18 protein-coding genes, 1 tRNA gene and 1 pseudogene are annotated in these 16,689 nt (G+C 43.2%); 8 read left to right on the top strand and 12 right to left on the bottom strand.

Annotation, left to right across the window (positions count from 1 at the left end; all coding sequences use genetic code 11):
• Nucleotides 1-76 precede the first annotated feature (76 nt).
• The 9 genes from NJ959_RS12930 to NJ959_RS12890 all read right to left on the bottom strand — a co-directional run bounded on the left by NJ959_RS12930 (nucleotide 77) and on the right by NJ959_RS12890 (nucleotide 6,935).
• Nucleotides 77-1,312, bottom strand: a complete 1,236-nt coding sequence (locus NJ959_RS12930; protein ID WP_254012164.1) for an HhoA/HhoB/HtrA family serine endopeptidase — start codon at nucleotides 1,310-1,312, stop codon at nucleotides 77-79.
• Between the two features lie 294 nt (nucleotides 1,313-1,606).
• Entirely contained in the window at nucleotides 1,607-2,134 is a 528-nt protein-coding gene (locus NJ959_RS12925; RefSeq protein WP_254012163.1) for a YceD family protein, read from the bottom strand.
• 172 nt (nucleotides 2,135-2,306) lie between these two features.
• The gene (locus NJ959_RS12920) at nucleotides 2,307-2,807 is read right to left on the bottom strand and encodes a Jag family protein (protein ID WP_254012162.1); all 501 of its coding nucleotides are present in this window, start codon (nucleotides 2,805-2,807) and stop codon (nucleotides 2,307-2,309) included.
• Nucleotides 2,808-2,818: 11 nt separating this feature from the next.
• A complete protein-coding gene (gene yidC / locus NJ959_RS12915) occupies nucleotides 2,819-4,141 on the bottom strand; it encodes a membrane protein insertase YidC (protein ID WP_373693654.1) in 1,323 nt (440 codons plus the stop codon).
• A 132-nt stretch (nucleotides 4,142-4,273) separates the two neighbouring features.
• Entirely contained in the window at nucleotides 4,274-4,666 is a 393-nt protein-coding gene (locus NJ959_RS12910) for a PH domain-containing protein (protein WP_254012161.1), read from the bottom strand.
• Entirely contained in the window at nucleotides 4,656-5,057 is a 402-nt protein-coding gene (rnpA, locus tag NJ959_RS12905) for a ribonuclease P protein component (RefSeq protein WP_254012160.1), read from the bottom strand. Before rnpA ends, NJ959_RS12910 begins: the two co-directional genes overlap by 11 nt.
• Nucleotides 5,058-5,161: 104 nt before the next feature.
• Nucleotides 5,162-5,299 carry a 50S ribosomal protein L34 gene (gene rpmH, locus NJ959_RS12900; protein WP_254012159.1) on the bottom strand — a complete coding sequence of 46 codons (138 nt, stop codon included), beginning with the start codon at nucleotides 5,297-5,299 and terminating at the stop codon, nucleotides 5,162-5,164.
• A gap of 308 nt (nucleotides 5,300-5,607) precedes the next feature.
• A complete protein-coding gene (locus NJ959_RS12895; RefSeq protein ID WP_254012158.1) occupies nucleotides 5,608-6,225 on the bottom strand; it encodes a Uma2 family endonuclease in 618 nt (205 codons plus the stop codon).
• 176 nt (nucleotides 6,226-6,401) lie between these two features.
• Nucleotides 6,402-6,935, bottom strand: a complete 534-nt coding sequence (locus tag NJ959_RS12890) for a DUF2808 domain-containing protein (RefSeq protein WP_254012157.1) — start codon at nucleotides 6,933-6,935, stop codon at nucleotides 6,402-6,404.
• A gap of 488 nt (nucleotides 6,936-7,423) precedes the next feature.
• Here NJ959_RS12890 and pntA point away from each other — a divergent pair, with 488 nt between their 5' ends.
• The gene (gene pntA, locus NJ959_RS12885; protein WP_309242618.1) at nucleotides 7,424-9,043 is read left to right on the top strand and encodes a Re/Si-specific NAD(P)(+) transhydrogenase subunit alpha; all 1,620 of its coding nucleotides are present in this window, start codon (nucleotides 7,424-7,426) and stop codon (nucleotides 9,041-9,043) included.
• Between the two features lie 155 nt (nucleotides 9,044-9,198).
• Nucleotides 9,199-10,653: a Re/Si-specific NAD(P)(+) transhydrogenase subunit beta gene (gene pntB / locus NJ959_RS12880; RefSeq protein ID WP_254012156.1), complete on the top strand. Its 1,455-nt coding sequence runs from the start codon at nucleotides 9,199-9,201 to the stop codon at nucleotides 10,651-10,653.
• A gap of 41 nt (nucleotides 10,654-10,694) precedes the next feature.
• Here pntB and NJ959_RS12875 read toward each other — a convergent pair whose 3' ends face one another.
• Nucleotides 10,695-10,931 carry a hypothetical protein gene (locus NJ959_RS12875; RefSeq protein WP_254012155.1) on the bottom strand — a complete coding sequence of 79 codons (237 nt, stop codon included), beginning with the start codon at nucleotides 10,929-10,931 and terminating at the stop codon, nucleotides 10,695-10,697.
• Nucleotides 10,932-10,963: 32 nt separating this feature from the next.
• Here NJ959_RS12875 and NJ959_RS12870 point away from each other — a divergent pair.
• The 5 genes and pseudogenes from NJ959_RS12870 (at nucleotide 10,964) to NJ959_RS12850 (ending at nucleotide 13,258) form a co-directional block, all read left to right on the top strand.
• Nucleotides 10,964-11,034: transfer RNA gene (locus NJ959_RS12870), tRNA-Cys, on the top strand.
• Between the two features lie 138 nt (nucleotides 11,035-11,172).
• Nucleotides 11,173-11,316, top strand: coding sequence for a hypothetical protein (locus tag NJ959_RS12865; protein ID WP_254012154.1), 144 nt, complete (start codon nucleotides 11,173-11,175; stop codon nucleotides 11,314-11,316).
• A 331-nt stretch (nucleotides 11,317-11,647) separates the two neighbouring features.
• Nucleotides 11,648-12,304, top strand: a pseudogene (locus NJ959_RS12860) (site-specific DNA-methyltransferase); the annotation flags it as partial.
• Between the two features lie 96 nt (nucleotides 12,305-12,400).
• On the top strand, nucleotides 12,401-13,009 hold the full coding sequence (locus NJ959_RS12855) for a Uma2 family endonuclease (protein WP_254012152.1): 609 nt from the start codon (nucleotides 12,401-12,403) through the stop codon (nucleotides 13,007-13,009).
• Nucleotides 13,010-13,105: 96 nt separating this feature from the next.
• Nucleotides 13,106-13,258, top strand: coding sequence for a hypothetical protein (locus NJ959_RS12850; protein ID WP_254012151.1), 153 nt, complete (start codon nucleotides 13,106-13,108; stop codon nucleotides 13,256-13,258).
• A gap of 56 nt (nucleotides 13,259-13,314) precedes the next feature.
• On the opposite strand, the gene NJ959_RS12845 is transcribed toward NJ959_RS12850, so the two are convergent.
• A complete protein-coding gene (locus NJ959_RS12845) occupies nucleotides 13,315-14,046 on the bottom strand; it encodes a class I SAM-dependent DNA methyltransferase (protein ID WP_254012150.1) in 732 nt (243 codons plus the stop codon).
• A gap of 196 nt (nucleotides 14,047-14,242) precedes the next feature.
• Nucleotides 14,243-15,082 (bottom strand): prephenate/arogenate dehydrogenase, encoded by an 840-nt coding sequence (locus NJ959_RS12840; RefSeq protein WP_254012149.1) that lies wholly within the window; start codon nucleotides 15,080-15,082, stop codon nucleotides 14,243-14,245.
• A 143-nt stretch (nucleotides 15,083-15,225) separates the two neighbouring features.
• Here NJ959_RS12840 and NJ959_RS12835 point away from each other — a divergent pair, with 143 nt between their 5' ends.
• Nucleotides 15,226-16,650, top strand: coding sequence for a pentapeptide repeat-containing protein (locus NJ959_RS12835; RefSeq protein ID WP_254012148.1), 1,425 nt, complete (start codon nucleotides 15,226-15,228; stop codon nucleotides 16,648-16,650).
• Nucleotides 16,651-16,689 lie beyond the last annotated feature (39 nt).

The raw sequence follows: 16,689 nt of genomic DNA, 5'->3' as shown, positions 1-16,689 counted from the left end.
ACCAATAACTCATCCGCTACCACATCCCATAAACCTAGCTATCCACCAATAACTCATCCGCTGCTACTCCCCGACATTACCTCTGCGTAGGAAATGCACCAGGGCGCACTGTAACTTGGATATCATTGCGATCGCGACGCAACTTAAATTGTAATTCATTACCAACCTGAGAGTTTTCTACAAATGCTTGGACATCCTCAGCATTTTTCACAGTTTTACCGTTAATTTCACGAATTATATCACCTGCTCGCAATCCCCCTTGGGCTGCTGGTGAATTGGGCATAACTTTAGCAATTAGGATACCAGAATCCTCTTCTACAGTCACACCAGCATTGGGATTGCTATTAATATTTTGCTTCAATTCTGGAGTTAAACTTACCATGGAAATCCCTAAGAAAGGATGTTCCGCCTTCCCCTTAGAAATTAACTGATTGGCAATCCTTTGGACGGTATTAATCGGAATCGAAAAACCCAACCCTTGCGCACCCTGAATAATAGCAGTATTCATCCCAATTACTTGTCCAGATGCACTCAGCAAAGGACCCCCAGAATTACCAGGATTAATCGCAGCATCAGTTTGGATAAACTGTACTCGTTTATCAGGAACACCCACTTGAGAACTAGAACGACCAGTAGCACTAATAATACCAGTAGTTACAGTATTATCCAACCCCAGAGGATTACCAATTGCGATCGCCCATTCCCCAGGTTTAAGGCTATCAGAATCACCCAATTCTACCATAGGGAGTTTATCCGCCTTAATTTTCACCACAGCAACATCCGTCACCGGATCGCTTCCCAAAACTTTACCTTCAAAGGTGCGCCCATCTTTAAGAATCACGCTAACTTTATCTGCACCTTCAACAACATGAGCATTAGTTAAAATTTGACCATCAGTATTAATAATAAAACCAGAACCAGTTCCCCTTTCTACTCGCTGTTGGGGTTGATTGGGAATTTGATCTCCAAAGAATTCCCGAAAAAACGGATTATTAAAGGCATCGGGAATTTTAGTTGCGACTGTTTTTGACGAGTTAATTCGCACGACAGCCGGACCAACTTTATCCACTACTCTAGTCACAAAATTTTCTCGTTGATTGGTATCCGGATTATTATTAGGAATAATTTGCGCCAAAACATTGCCAGAGTTTTCCGCAGAAGCATTAGGGAGTGGGTTACGAGATAGCAAGTAACTACCTGCTAAGGTAACACCAGCACCAAACACTACTAGTGATATATAAGTTGTGGCTGTTTTGAAAGAAGAGGGTTTGGTGGGTTTTGTGGATTTAGAGTTTTGGGTGTCTTGTAGCATAGTGATTTATCAAGGGGAGTGGGGAATGGGCAATAGAGGGAAGATTAGCCTTTAGCTTCTAGCCTCTACCACTGACATTCTCAATATAGACATCTCTTATGACGTACTTGTGACGCTTCTGTTTCACAGATATGAAGATTGGGGAAAGAGGGATCTACCTGAGTTCGGTGTTAGGAGTAGCCCTTTCAGGGCGGCTACGCCAACGGTGTTAGGAATCTTTCCAGCCCTCTGTTATTGCTAACGAATCTTACTACATAACTGAAAGTTACCATCAAAACCCTGACAATAATAATATCAACCAGGAAGTTGCCCTTTCAGAATTTCCAAAGCCTCCCAACGACGATCCCTAGGGCGAGTTGAGACAGTATCCATTGAACTTGTAGTAGCATTATCGCCAACTATAATTCCCGGACATTTACTGTCGCATAACTTCCGTGGTGAAATTGCCAAACAAAGTTGTTCGTATAGCCAAATATTCGGCTCAAAATCTCCTTGAGGGGACAAAGTTTCCACCAAATCGTCCAACAAAGTTTCCCGTTCCACTGGACCATTATCAGGTTCATTTGCCGAAGAGTCTAACCAAACAAATTCCGATACATTAAGACTTAAACGGTGATTATACTGCTTCAAACAGCGATCGCAAGTCAATGTAATAATAGTTTCAGCTTGAGCCGATACATCCAGATAATTTCCCTGATGAATGATTTCCAATCGTCCTCGCACTGGAGTCAGCGTCTCCAGCCCCTCGACAGACTCATTCACCTCAATAACATCAGTATGCTCTGGTAATTTGAGTAGAAACGGAATATGTATTGCTTCCATTTGGAAAAAAGTTTTGAGTTTTGAGTTTTAAGTTTTGAGTTTTAATTCAAAACTCAAAACTGAGAACTATTCCGGGGAATAGGGAATAGGGAAAAAGGGGGAATCGGTGTAGGGGCAAGTCGCTGGGATATATTAACAAATACCCCTAATCGACTCACCCTTCCTTCGTCTCTTAGTAATTAGTTAACAAGCGCATACGCACAACCAAACGCCTATCTGGCTCCTGCCCCCGACTTTGAGTTTCCAAATCATCCCACTCTTTTAAGAATGTATGAATTTGCCGTCTCTCCGCCGATGAGAGGGATGTCAGCTCAACCTCTCCACCCGTTGCCCGCACTTGTTGAGCAGCACGAGTTGCCAATGATTGGAGTTCCTCTTGACGCTGAAGGCGGTAGCCCGCCAGTTCAATGGTATAAGAACCTTGCTCGCGATCGTCTAAATTTAGAATCGAATTAGCGAGATACTGAATCGCATCAATAACCTCACCTTTTGGTCCAATCAAGGTGTGGATTTGTAACGATGTCAGTTGAGTTTCCTCAATAGTTAACCAATAACTCGGTCTATCTACCTCTGAATCCTCACTATCTGTCACCTTAACATCTGCAGCTAATCCCGATAAGTCAAGGAGTTTTTCAAGCCACTCCTTACCCCGGTGTTTGAGTTGATTGCTCATAACTAATACGTTTACGGCTTTTTCTTAGAACGCTTGTTCTCAAAAGGCAGAGAATCTCGATTAGCCCCAGGCTTTTCTTCTTTCTTGACAGCCTTAGATTGAGCTGGTGGTGTGGTGCGTTTTTGTGTTGGCTTTTCTTCTTTCTTGACAACCTTAGACTGAGCTGCTGCTCCTGTCCGCTTTTCCGTTGGCTTTTCTTCTTTCTTGGTTCCCTTTGGTTCAAAAGGTAGTGCTTCTCGATTGGCAGCCTTGGCTTCTTTTTCTTGCTCCTCCACCATTTTTTGGATGTTTTCTGGCAATGGCTCTCGCATCAGAATAAAGCTTTGCGCCGTCTGAAAAATATTGGCAATCACCATATACATCAAGACACCAGCAGGGAGTGGGAAGAAGAAAAACATCCCAGAAAATATAACTGGGGTAATCTTATTCACCGTATTCTGCTGGTCTGAGGCATCATTATTAGTATTCTGACCTGTGAGAACTTGGTTGATATACAAACTAATGCCAAAGAAGAGAATCATACCCACGATATCCCAGTGAATAATGCCATTTTCTTCAAAAGCACCAACTCGCCCCAAGGCATCAATGAATAGGAATCCTCTATTGGAGGCAAGTCCGGTAATTTTACCAGTTAGTGTTACTTCTCCTGGCGAGATCGCTTCAATAGTACCATCTTCCCCAATATGAATTAAATCAGCCCCTTTGGTAATTTCCCATTTGGGAATAATTTCCGTATCGGGATACTCAGATAACAATTCTGTCAGAGGTTGACCTTCTGTGGTTTTAAACTCAATTGTTGTCTTTTCCCCTGCTACTAGGCGGTTACCTCCCGGTATCACAGCGGCTACAGGAGCATGAATCCCATCAGCAATGTAAATATTTTGCGGCTTGCTGGCAAAAGCTTGAGGTTGAATTAACTCAATTTGTTCTCTGGGAAAGATTTCCACGTTAACCGGATAGCTAACATCAGAAAAGGGAGAACCCCGTAAAGTGGCAAAGAGAGCAAACAATACAGGCATTTGCAACAATACTGGCAAACACCCAGCCAGGGGATTACCAAACTCTTGGAAGAGTTTGCTCATTTCCTCCTGCTGTTTAACTTTGTCATTAGCATGGAGTTTCTGAATCTCTTCTTGCCGCTTTTTCATCAGCGGTTGGGTAATCTTCATCCGCCTCATGTTGCGAATGGAACCCGCATTAAGGGGATAGAGAGCAAAGCGAATAACTAGAGTCAGTGCTACGATAGCGAGACCATAGCTTGGCACAATCCCGTAAAAGAAATCCAGGATTGGCAGCATGACGTTGTTGGAAAGAAACCCGATACCAAAGTCCATTCGTATAAAGTCTAACTCAGCGATGTAAAGTTTTCTGAATCTAATCTATCGGATATTCGGCAAAATGCGGAGACGGGTTTCCAGCACTTATCGGCTGGATTCCCGCGCCACCCACCTGCTGATTCAGCAAGTCTATGCCTTCACTGAGTCAATTGGTTTACCCGTTTTTTGAGCTGCTTTTTCGGCAATATAGTCGTAAATTTCCCGAAATTGGGGAATTGCACGCATTTCCAAGCGGCTGCCATCTTTGAGGGTGACGACGATATCTCCCCACATCCCTAAACCACGGGGCACTTTTCTAATTTGAGCAACTTCTGAGTAAATAATGTCAGTGCGATCGCGTCCTTGCCAACCTCCCGTGATGGAAATACGGCGATCTGTAATACGATAGCGCAGCCACAGCGCCCGCGCCAGCGCACCAAACGTCAGGGGCAAGGCGATAATCGTAAAGCCTAACAGAATATTAAATATCAGATCCCCTATGTGAGGACCCCCCTCGTAAAAAACATCTTCTCTAATTCCCATTTATTACCTCTGCTTCTGCCAACAACTGCTCTAATTCTCGCAAAAATTCTGCATAATCGCACGTTACCGCTGTTGGTTGCACTATAATTGCCAGATTCCATCCCGATGATATTCGTGGCAACAAGTGCCGTAGTACCCCTCGAATCTGTCGCTTAATCCGATTCCGCACTACTGCTTTTTTACTGACTTTTTGGCTGATGGATATGCCAATACGAGTCGGTGGCTTACTGACTACTATTGACTCTGTTCTAACTTTTATCGATTTATTTGAGATTTTCGGACGCTGCCGCAATCCCCGCAAGGTAAAATAACGTCCTGAACGACGAATTCCTTTTTGATAAACCGCCTGAAAATCTCGTCTGTGTTTAAGTCGATTGGCTTGAGGCAACACGATTGCAAATTTCCAACAGCTAAATAGGTTTTAGGTTTTAGGTTTTAGGTTAAGAAATATCACCTGCAACCTAATCCCTAACACCTTTGAAACCTCAGCCACTACTACACTGAGAGACGATAACGTCCCTTACTACGGCGGGCTTTGATTATAGTACGACCGTTTTTAGTACGCATCCGCACCCTAAAACCGGATCGTCTTTTTTGCTTACGGCTAGTTCCTTCTAATGTACGTTTAGTCATGAAAAAATCCCGCTATAAACCCTGTACCCTAAATAGTACCGGGAGGAAAGCGGGGCGGGTTGTGCCGCCTTCCCAGTTTTTCTAAGAGTCACAATCTCTAAGCTTACCATGTCGGTCAACTATCGCACACTAACCAAGTCGCAAACCGCTATCCGCACCGTTAACGCAAGCTGGTAGATTAGCAGCCTGAGTAAGGGATGGGCTAGGCGTTGGCTCTGCTGCTTTTTCTGTTGCGGAGTTAAACTTACTTGGTATTATTTATATCTTAAATTAAAAAGATAGCTTAGGCTGCACTTGGTTCGTGCAACCTAAACCGCAGTATCAAATACCTGATTAACTGTCAAATTCAACTCAGGAAAAACTCCTGACACAATCCGCTCATCCCCTCTAAACCGACTAATTTGATATTCCCCATCAACAAGCTGACATACTGAAAAAGTCGGTAATTTTGGACTACCAATATAACGTTTCCCACCCAATCCTAAATAGTCAGCTATCCAATATTCAGGAATACCCATTGCCTCATATTCATTGAGTTTTAGAGCGTAATCATCTTGCCAATTAGTGCTGACTATTTCCACAATCAGACGGACTGATGAACCTATCGTAATAATCGATTCCTTAGCCCAACGGGGTTCAGATTTTACAGCTTGTTTATCCAAAACAATCGCATCAGGTTCATACCCAGATTCATGAGGGGAGGGTTTAATGACGCATTCTTTAGGAAGGAAATAAGGCAGTTGTAATTGCCGAATTAGTAAGAAAAGTTCACCGCCGATAAAACCAGCGATTTCTGAATGTTTACCCGTTGGTTTCGGTATTTCAACAATCGCTCCATTATGTAATTCGTAGTGGTGTTCAGAATTCTCAGGATACCAATCAATAAATTCATCAAATGTTACTAGTTTAGGTATGGCTTGAATCATAACCCCACCGCTCCGCGTAAAAACTAAATTATCCAATAAATCCGTAATAACCCAAGTTGCTAGTTATACTCAAATGAGTTGCTTAAATGGCTAATCGCTGATTGCTAATTGTATTTTTTTCTCTACTATTAGCCATTAGCTATTAGCCATTAGCGATTAAGCAAAGACTGATACTTTTAATTAATGCTCAAAATCCATGTACCAAGGTAACGAGGTAGGGGAATGTCACCTGGGGTAAACGCCCGACATTCAAAATAGTAAGTTCCGCCAAAAGCTGGATTTTTCACGTTAGAGAGTACAATCTCGACACTCTTACCAGCTTCGATTGGCTTTGCCAAGTAAATCTCAATCCGGTGATTATCTTTATCCCATTTCACCTCAGACAGGGGCAGAGATTCCTTCTTAATCCGCACTTCAATATCTTTCTCGTCGAACTTGCCATCGTAATAATCGGGATATGTAATCACAAACTGGGCAACCCCTAATTCCATCTTTTTAGCTGGAACCCTGAGACGGTAACGATCCCAGCCGCCCGGTTGCCCACCAAAGTCAAGAAAATAATTAAGGATATTTTCCCGTTGGATACCGCTAAAAAGAGTTAGTCCAGAATTGTTCCCAGCTAAGGCAGTGGCAGAGATACCAGTCAGCAAACAACCGGAAACTGCGATCGCGGAAACTATACGTCTTATAGAAAGTTTTGGGTATAACATAGATTTGTGGCTTTTAACTGTAAGGGACTGCGGTTTGTTACAAAAATCCATAGAAACAGGGTAGCACTTAAAGCAAAGTCCGAAAATCAACAAGTCAAAAAAGAGTGGGATCTAGGGTGGGCAGTCCCCAGTTTAAGGCGAAAAGCATCAGATTACGTTGGTGGGGACTGCCCACCCTATAGTTATTATCAATGGTGCAAGATCTGAGTTAAACCCATTGTTATCGCTAGTAACTGAGACGCTCAACCATTAGAAAAAGTGCCATCTGGCGGGAATTGCTAAAACAACCTAAAAATAATAGTCCAAATTTGGGGATCGAGATATGGTGCAAAAGATCATCTCTAAAATTGGCTAGCAAACAATCCACCACCAACCCTAAGCACCTCACAGGCTTTTCTAGCCGCCCTTACTAGGCAGTATTCAGAAGCGCATCAGTAAGCGCGGAATCCCCAAGCACAAGTTTTCCTCTATATCACTAAGGAGTGTTTATGACAATAGCCATGGAAAAAGAGGTTGCATCAAGTAACCCCTCCGAAACCCCACCAACCAAAACAGCGATGAAGATTGGTATTCCCAAGGAAATCTATCCGGGAGAATGTCGGGCAGCCGCCACACCCAATACAGCAAAGGCATTACAGAAGCTGGGCTTTGAAGTATTAATTGAGTCTGGGGCTGGCGAGAAGGCTAACTTCTCCGATTATTTGTACAAAGACGCTGAATGTCAAATTGTCCCTGATGCAGAAACTCTGTGGAGTTCGGCAGATATTATACTAAAAGTTCGCGCCCCACAGATGCACCCGACAGGGAAGCATGAAGTTGATTTGCTATCTGAGGGTGGTACTTTAATCAGCTTTATTTGGCCAGCCCAAAACCCAGAATTACTGGAAAAATTAGCCGCGCGGAAGGCTACAGTATTGGCGATGGATGCTGTGCCCCGCATCAGTCGTGCCCAAAAGCTGGATGCCCTTAGCTCCATGGCAAATATTGCCGGGTATCGGGCTATTATTGAGGCGGCAAATAATTTTGGACGTTTCTTTACTGGACAAATTACTGCTGCTGGTAAGGTTCCCCCTGCTAAAGTATTGGTAATTGGTGCAGGTGTGGCTGGATTAGCTGCGATTGGTGCAGGTAGAGGTTTGGGTGCAATTGTCCGCGCTTTCGATACTCGCCCTGTAGTTAAAGAGCAAGTGGAAAGCTTGGGGGCAGAATTCCTCGAACTCGTTTTCGCTGAAGATGGTACGGGTGAAGGCGGTTACGCCAAGGTGATGAGTAAGGAATTTATCGACGCTGAGATGGCTTTGTTTGCTGAACAAGCTAAGGAAGTCGATATTATTATCACCACAGCCCTAATCCCAGGTAAACCAGCTCCATTGCTAATTACCCAAGAAATGGTAGAAAGCATGAAGGAAGGTTCGGTAATTGTCGATATGGCAGCCGAGCAAGGGGGGAATTGCGCAGTAACTAAGCCTAATGAGGTTTACAAATATAAAGGCGTAACCATTATTGGGATTACCGATTTGCCCAGCCGGATGGCAAATCAAGCCAGCCAACTTTACGGTACTAACCTTTCCCACCTATTAAAAGATATGGGTGGTTCCAATGACTATAAAGTCGATATGGAAGATGAGGTAGTGCGAGGTGCTTTAATCCTCCACGAAGGAAAAATAACTTGGCCGCCACCAAAACCAACTACTCCTCCTGCACCCCCACAACCTGCACCGCAGGCACAGACAGTTAAAGCTGAACCTGTCAAGGTAGAAAAGAAAAAATCAAATGGTTTATTGTGGCCGATAATCGCCGCATTAGCCTTGATTGGGATTGGCATCGGTGCGCCGTCATCGTTCTTATCCCACTTTACGGTATTCGTCCTCGCCTGCTTCGTCGGTTGGCAAGTCATCTGGAATGTTTCACCTGCTCTCCATACACCCTTAATGAGTGTCACTAATGCGATTAGCGGCATCATCATTATCGGCGGTATAGTACAGATTTCTGGAGAACTAACTTCACCTACTACTATACTGGGCGCGATCGCAGTTTTAGTCGGAACCATTAATATTTCCGGTGGTTTCCTGGTGACTCAAAGAATGCTGAAGATGTTTAGAAGGTAGTTAGTTATTTGTTGTTAGTTGTTTGTTATTTGTTGTTAGTTGTTTGTTTGTGTGGAGAAAAAAACAATAACCAACAACCAATAACCAACAACCAATCACCAACAACCAACAACAAATAACTAACAACCAATAACCAACAACCAATCAAGGAGATTATGTCCAATAACCTAGTAACAGTCGCTTATATTGCGGCGAGTGCTTTATTTATTCTCAGTTTGGGTGGATTATCCAATCAGGAATCCGCTGGCAAGGGTAATATTTACGGCATTATCGGAATGCTGATTGCCTTTGTTGCTACCGCATTGAGTCCGGCTGTAAGTGGCTCAGGATATGCTCTATTGGGTGGAGCAATTCTCCCTGCTGCTATTATTGGGTCAATTTTAGCCTCTCGCGTGGCGATGACATCAATGCCAGAATTAGTGGCAATTCTCCATAGTTTTGTGGGTTTAGCTGCTGTTTTAGTCGGTATTGCCAATTACCTTCAACCCGAATCATCCTTAGTTGGAGTTGAAGAAACCATCCATCAGATAGAAATTTATGTGGGTGTATTTATCGGGGCGATAACTTTCACTGGTTCAATTATTGCCTTTGGCAAACTGCGGGCAATTATTAGTAGCAAACCCTTAATGTTGCCAGCGCGTCACTTATTGAATATCGCGATGCTGGTAGCCACAGTGTGGTTTGGTGTCCAATTTATGGCAGCCCCACATCTGGGAGGGCTACAACCGTTATTAATTATGACGGGGATTGCCTGTGTCTTGGGCATCCATTTGGTGATGGCAATTGGTGGTGCTGATATGCCTGTCGTTATCTCGATGCTCAATAGCTATTCGGGATGGGCAGCCGCAGCCGCAGGTTTCATGCTATCCAACGATTTACTAATTATCACTGGCGCATTAGTAGGTAGTAGTGGAGCAATCCTCAGCTACATTATGTGCAAAGCGATGAATCGCTCATTTATTAGTGTGATTTTGGGTGGTTTTGGCGAAGGCGCAGGGAAACCCGCCGTTAAAAGTGACGCACCTGTGGGTGAATCAACTTCCACCACAGTTGATGAAACAGTCGAATTGCTCTGCGATGCTAAGAGTGTAATTATTGTCCCCGGTTATGGGATGGCAGTAGCACAGGCACAGCATTCCGTTTCTGAGATTACCAAGATATTACGCGATCGCGGTAGTGTAGTTCGCTTTGGTATCCATCCAGTGGCAGGGCGACTGCCAGGGCACATGAATGTGTTACTCGCTGAAGCTAATGTACCCTACGATATCGTTTTGGAAATGGATGAAATTAACGAAGATTTCCCCAAAACAGATGTCGTGTTAGTAATTGGTGCTAACGATACCGTTAATCCTAGCGCTATGGAAGATCCCGCAAGCCCAATTGCCGGAATGCCTGTGTTAGAAGTGTGGAAAGCTACCAAAGTTATCGTCATGAAACGCAGTATGGCTAGTGGCTATGCTGGCGTGGAGAATCCCTTGTTCTACAAGGAAAATACCGATATGCTGTTTGGCGATGCCCGGAAAAATGTCGATGCGATTATGGGACAGTTAATTTCATTGCATGATGGGGAAACTGTCGGTGCATCTGGAAGGGTACTGGCAAAAGTCTAGGCAACGGATTGGGTAACGGATGTAACGGATGATTTGTTGGTTTATCCGGAAGTTTTCCCATCCGTTGCCTCATCCGTTACCTTCGTTACCTCCGTTGCCCCATCCGTTACCTTCGTTACCTCCGTTGCCCCATCCGTTACCTTCGTTACCTCCGTTGCCACATCCGTTACCTTCGTTACCTCCGTTGCCCCATCCGTTACATCCGTTACCCCATCCGTTGCCACATCCGTTACATCCGTTAAACCATCCGTTGCCACATCTTTCTTGCTATTTATCAACTCTATATGCTATAATGGTAAACTGAAGTTACGGCGGCATGGCCAAGTGGTAAGGCAGGGGCCTGCAAAGCCCTTACCCCCAGTTCGAATCTGGGTGCCGCCTTGTGCAAGGGATAGCAGCATCAATAGCTTCTGTCCTGTCATGCCAGCAGGTATGCCAAAAAGAACGATCGCTTTTGAGGCGAAAAGGTCTTCTTTTGTATGGTTAGTCCACTTTTGTCCATTGAATTGATGATTAGAGGTGTACCGATCGCTCCAACTGGTAGAGTTTGATATGGAGAGTGCGATCGCGTCACTGAAAGCGGGTGAGCCTGTGATTCCGGTGTGGTTAGATTTGACACTCCCCGGTCTAAAGACACTGGGTTTTCAGGCTATTTTCTTATAATTCATCTGCGGGTAGCAAAGATATTAGCAGGCTAGAGAAATCATAAAAAACAGCCAACAAATATTGTAAAGTGAAGGCTTTGAGGCTATTCGACAGGCGATCGAATTTTACAAGCACAAGCATAATTGGAGTAACCGCTTAGTAGCTGGAGACTCGCTCGCGTTCAGGTAATCATTGGAAAGCAAAATATCCGGACGGAATGGAACGATTAAAACTAGCAAAAAGATTATTTAGTCGTGAAGGTAGTTTAGCTTACATAAGATGCCTAGATGATTTTCCTGTCATCAGATTGGGAGCAAATACTGTCAAAGAATCTGGCGGCACTTATGGCAATCCGATGCGAGTCGTTATTTCCTTCGGTCCCGAACACGCCCCTCTAGAACAACGCCATGTTAACCAAGCTATTGAAGAAGCACACAATTTAGTACCCAAGCCTAAATTAATTATCTTTGCCGCCTTCCAATTTGACCCTGAAGCTGCCAAAGACATCGACGAAACCAACTGGCCTGGTGTCACGCTTCTGAAAGCACAAATGAACATGGATATGCAGACAGAAGACCTCAAGAAAAAACGCGCTAGTAACGATAGCTTCTGGCTGATGGGTCAACCAGATGTCGCCCTCCGTCGTATCAACAGAGGGGAAGATGCAGGTAAGTGGGAAGTAGAAGTCTATGGCTTCGATTACTACAACACTAAAACAGGAAATATCGAGTCTGGAAACGTCGAAAAAATTGCCGTATGGATGTTAGATACCGATTATGATGGCAGAAGCATTTTCCCCCGTCAGGTTTTCTTCCCGATGGCAGGAGAAAAGGATGCTTGGTCGCGCCTCGCCCGCAATCTCAAAGCCGAAATTGATGAAGATTTAATCGAGTCTTATCAAGGGACTGTCTCGTTGCCCTTTGAGATAGGAGAATATCAGCGTGTTGCTGTCAAAATTGTGGACGATAGAGGCATTGAGAGTTTGAAGATTATTCGATTAACCTAAAGAATAAAGAAACCCGGTTTCTCTAAGAAACCGGGTTTCTAACGCCCACAGATTATTTTAACGTTAAAATGATGTTAGAGCATTGGAGGTTGTGCCATGATTCAAGCTATTATATCCAAGTTAATGACTTTTGATGACTTTCTGAAATGGAAACCAGAAAACGGACATTATGAATTACATAACGGAGTTATTGTTGAAATGCAGACCACAGGAAAACATGAAGAGGTTGTTGAATTTTTGCAGACAGAGCTAACCCTAGAAACTCGCAGACTCCAACTTTCTTATCGATTTCCTAGGAATGCCCTGGTTAAATCTCCGAGTCAAGAAACCGGTTATTTGCCTGATATTTTGGTAGTTAAAGGTGATGCTTTAGTCTTAGAACCTTTGTGGGAAAAATCCTCAACAATTACTCAAGGCTCGTCCATTCCTCTAATTATTGAAGTTGTCAGTACAAATTGGCGCGATGATTATGCACACAAAATGATCGATTATGAAGCATTAGGCATTCCTGAATATTGGATTGTAGATTATTTGGGTTTAGGTGGTAGCCGTTATATTGGTTCTCCGAAACAGCCTACTTTGTCGGTTTATCAGCTAGTAGATGGTGAGTATCAAATTAAGCTGTTTCGGGGAGATGAAAGGGTTGAGTCGTTGGTATTTTCAGAGTTCAATTTGACCGCAAAGCAAATTTTTAATGGTGGGTAAGTGTTCGGACAATATATCTTAATTAGAGTAATCAGTTTTTTTTACTATAATAAGATTGCAAGTCAGTCGTCTTATTTCAATAGCCAAACATAACCCATGCTGAAAGATGAGGCTAAATGGGGATTTCTCGATCAGTGGATTCAAGCTGTTAATCAGCATGGTGGCTTTGGTCATTGGCAACGTGAAATCTCAAGAAATCCATCTGACGTTAGGCTAATTTTGGAGAAAACTGCATTTCAGTCGAGATAAAGTTACTTGTTTCTGGGGTATACTTTATCAACCTGCAATCTGCTGTAATCCTGTCGCTAACATACTTTGGTAGCGATAAATCCGACTAAGGCTTTTCTAAATCTAAATTCTCCATAGCCACGAATAATTCTGACTCTAAACCCAACTTGCCGCAGTTGTTTAGCAATATCAGCACCTTTATATAATTTAACAGTGTGAGTTTCTTTACTCCGACGATAAAGATTCCCAACCTGCCGGAATATTGTCATTTTGCGAGTTAATGTATTGTCTTGACTATTCTCTGATTTTTCCAGTAAGATTGCCCAATCTTCTCCTTCATTATAAGTTTTTTGTGGATTAGTACCACTTAAAGAGCCTGGTTCAAGAATATCGAATATAAATATACCACCTGACTGTAATGACTTGTATATTCGCACGAATAATTCTTGGATATCGGCTAACCCATGTTCGTCAAATTGATAGTTTAGACATTCACCAATTGAAGTTACTGCATTACATGTTGGTAAGTTAAATTTGAGTAAAGAGCCTTGTTGGAATTTAGCTTTTGGGGCTTTGGCTCTTGCTAAATCTAGCATTGCATAAGATAAATCTACCCCCAACACATCATAACCTACTTGAGTGAGGGCTTTTGCCCATATTCCACTCCCACATCCTAAATCGACAACGAGACCATTTTCTATCCCCTTTTGGTGTAATATTTCTAGTAAACCTGGTGCGGATTGACTGGCAAAAGCACCAAATCCAACATCGTGAATGTAAGCAAGATCTTCTTGATAGCCGTAATCCATAAATATCGGCGTGGGGAATAGGTTTGAGAGTTTGGAGTTTGGAGTTTCAATTCAAAATTGAGAATTCAAAACTTAAAACTCTGACGAGGAATGGTGAATAGGGAAGAAAAAAGCTTGTAGACTCAGTAAGCTAACCGACTTTTTCGACAAGTCTTAATATCCCCGACTTCTTAGAGAAGTTGGGGATATATAGTAATTAAGAATAAAACTGCGATCGCGTTTCTTGAGTTTGTTGCAGTCTTTTTTCCAACCCTTGCCAATCTTCCTGCTCAACTAACTCGATCAAGTTGTCGATACTTTGGCGATAAGATAAGAGAGATTTGTGTAAAAAATCTCGATTATAACGCGCCATCATTACCCCCAATTCTGGGTTGCCACCGCCCACCCGACTAGTATCACGGAAACCTGAACTAGCTAATTGTTGTGCTAATTTTAAAACAACTAGATCTGTCTCGCCCATACAAGCATCAATTAAACCAGCACTGACGATTACAGGTAAGTGAGAAATCCAGGCTACAGCGCGATCGTGATCTTCAGGATGACAGAGGTAAACATGAGAAGTTAGCGATCGCACAATCTCCTCTAACCGTTTTACTGCCCATGGGGGTGTAGTGTCAATCGGTGTCAAAACATAAGGATTTCCGGCAAATAATCCAGATTCTGCCCATTCAATCCCATTATATTCCTTCCCCGCCATGGGATGTCCACCCACAAAGTTTTGCCATAAAGGAGTCACCGCTTCAACCACTGCCCTTTTCACCGAGCCAACATCAGTGATGATGGTATCTGGAGAGATAATCGGGATCAACTGCTTTATAGTAGGTGCGATCGCAAAAATTGGCGTACAAATAAAAACAATATCAACATCTGTGAGGATACTCAGGAGCATACTAGCATCATCCACCGCACCTCGCTCTATAGCAATTTGACATGTGCGCTCCTGACGAGAGACTCCCAAGACTTTGTGCCCCCTTCCTCTCAAGTCTAATCCTAGGGAGCCGCCAATTAGCCCCAATCCGACGATCCCAATATTCATTCTTTGACGAAAATTAAGATAAGCGTTGAAATTACATTTTGCCGCAATAGTGTACCCTTATTCTTTATCCCTTTTTTCTTTCTCCAATCTTTAACCTCTAACCTCTAACCTCTAGCCTCTAGCCTCTTTTGCGATAACTCTCCATGGATGTTACAGAAATTCTCAATCAATACGCAGCGGGAGTTAAAGACTTTTCGGGTGCTAACCTTGTCGAAGCCAACTTGAGTGGTGTCAATCTCAGCGGTGTCAATCTTACTGAAGCAGACTTGAGTATAGCAAACCTAAGTGGTGCCAACTTGAGTGGTGCCAACCTGACTCGCGCTAAACTTAATGTTGCCAGACTCAGAGGTGCTAATCTAACCAATGCGAATTTAACCGAAGCTAACCTTAATGTTGCAAATTTAATCAGAGCAGACTTAGGGGGGGCACAACTTACACAAGCATCGTTAGTTAAAGCTGAGTTAATTCGTGCCCAGTTGAGTGGGGCAAACCTTACGGAAGCAAACCTTAGTAGTGCCGATTTGCGAGAAGCTGCTCTGAGAAAAGCCAATCTTCGTAACGCTAATCTCAGTGAAGCACATTTAAGGGGGGCTATTCTCACCGAATCTAATTTAGAAGGGGCAAATTTACACTCTGCCAATTTGACCCGTGCTGACCTGAGAGGCAGTAATATGATTGATACTGAACTCAAACAAGCTAATCTAAATTGTGCTAATCTTCAAGGTGCCGATCTGAGGGGAGCCAATCTGCGATGGACTGATTTGAGGGGAGTCAATCTGTGCTGGACAAATCTGAGCGACGCTAAATTAACTGGAGCTAATTTAAGAGGTGCTGATTTAAGCAATGCTAATTTGGTAAATGCCAGTTTAGTCTACGCGGATCTTACTCAAGCACGACTGATTCATGCTGATTGGCTGGGAGCCGATATCACAGGGGCAACCCTCACAGGTGCAAAACTCCACGCGGTTTCCAGAGTAGGATTAAAAACTCAAGGTATCATCTGCGAGTGGGTTGATCTTAGCCCAGATGGTGACGAAAGCGAGATTTTCCATATTTCTACAGAGGAAGGTACTCAATCATTTTTTCATGAAACCCTTCCCACTGTGCGAATTATCGTTAACGCGCCTTTAGATTTGAGAGCGAATATGCTCTTAGCGACAATTTACTATCAAATTCATCTAAAATATCCGATTCTCAAACAAACTCCTAGTATTGAAATTGGTATCCGCAAAACTACTCTTACCTTTAGGGGCAACAATCCTGAATTATTTATCCTTGCTTACTTAGCAATTCTACCTTTTAAGGATGCAGCAGTTACGCGACAAAATACGATTGCCCTAGTTAACAAGTTTAAAGCCCCAGAGCTGAAGACTTGGGAAATTGCCGATCCCAAATACATTATTCAATTCACTACAGATCCGGAATTGCTAAAAGTGATCGGAAACTTAAGCTCAGAAATTCATTTCTTCGAGGCTCCCACTCAAACCGCGATCGCAAATTCTAATAATCACAGTTTGACTGTTTACGATCATCCTGCCTTTGGCAAGCCATTGATGAAAAGAAGATAATTTTGTTGTAGGTAATTGGCTCTAGAGCCAATTATAAGT

Source organism: Limnofasciculus baicalensis BBK-W-15 (assembly GCF_024178385.1).
Classification (GTDB): domain Bacteria; phylum Cyanobacteriota; class Cyanobacteriia; order Cyanobacteriales; family Coleofasciculaceae; genus Limnofasciculus; species Limnofasciculus baicalensis.
This window is presented reverse-complemented; position numbering and strand designations above follow the sequence as displayed.

Coding starts and splice junctions, on each gene's coding strand:
- yidC (WP_373693654.1), bottom strand. CDS start 4,141: ATGGACTTTGGTATCGGGTTTCTTTCCAACAACGTCATGCTGCCAATC.
- NJ959_RS12850 (WP_254012151.1), top strand. CDS start 13,106: ATGCTGAAAGATGAGGCTAAATGGGGATTTCTCGATCAGTGGATTCAA.
- NJ959_RS12895 (WP_254012158.1), bottom strand. CDS start 6,225: ATGATTCAAGCCATACCTAAACTAGTAACATTTGATGAATTTATTGAT.
- NJ959_RS12840 (WP_254012149.1), bottom strand. CDS start 15,082: ATGAATATTGGGATCGTCGGATTGGGGCTAATTGGCGGCTCCCTAGGA.
- NJ959_RS12890 (WP_254012157.1), bottom strand. CDS start 6,935: ATGTTATACCCAAAACTTTCTATAAGACGTATAGTTTCCGCGATCGCA.
- NJ959_RS12855 (WP_254012152.1), top strand. CDS start 12,401: ATGATTCAAGCTATTATATCCAAGTTAATGACTTTTGATGACTTTCTG.
- pntB (WP_254012156.1), top strand. CDS start 9,199: ATGTCCAATAACCTAGTAACAGTCGCTTATATTGCGGCGAGTGCTTTA.
- rpmH (WP_254012159.1), bottom strand. CDS start 5,299: ATGACTAAACGTACATTAGAAGGAACTAGCCGTAAGCAAAAAAGACGA.
- NJ959_RS12845 (WP_254012150.1), bottom strand. CDS start 14,046: ATGGATTACGGCTATCAAGAAGATCTTGCTTACATTCACGATGTTGGA.
- pntA (WP_309242618.1), top strand. CDS start 7,424: ATGACAATAGCCATGGAAAAAGAGGTTGCATCAAGTAACCCCTCCGAA.
- NJ959_RS12920 (WP_254012162.1), bottom strand. CDS start 2,807: ATGAGCAATCAACTCAAACACCGGGGTAAGGAGTGGCTTGAAAAACTC.
- NJ959_RS12930 (WP_254012164.1), bottom strand. CDS start 1,312: ATGCTACAAGACACCCAAAACTCTAAATCCACAAAACCCACCAAACCC.
- NJ959_RS12925 (WP_254012163.1), bottom strand. CDS start 2,134: ATGGAAGCAATACATATTCCGTTTCTACTCAAATTACCAGAGCATACT.
- NJ959_RS12835 (WP_254012148.1), top strand. CDS start 15,226: ATGGATGTTACAGAAATTCTCAATCAATACGCAGCGGGAGTTAAAGAC.
- NJ959_RS12910 (WP_254012161.1), bottom strand. CDS start 4,666: ATGGGAATTAGAGAAGATGTTTTTTACGAGGGGGGTCCTCACATAGGG.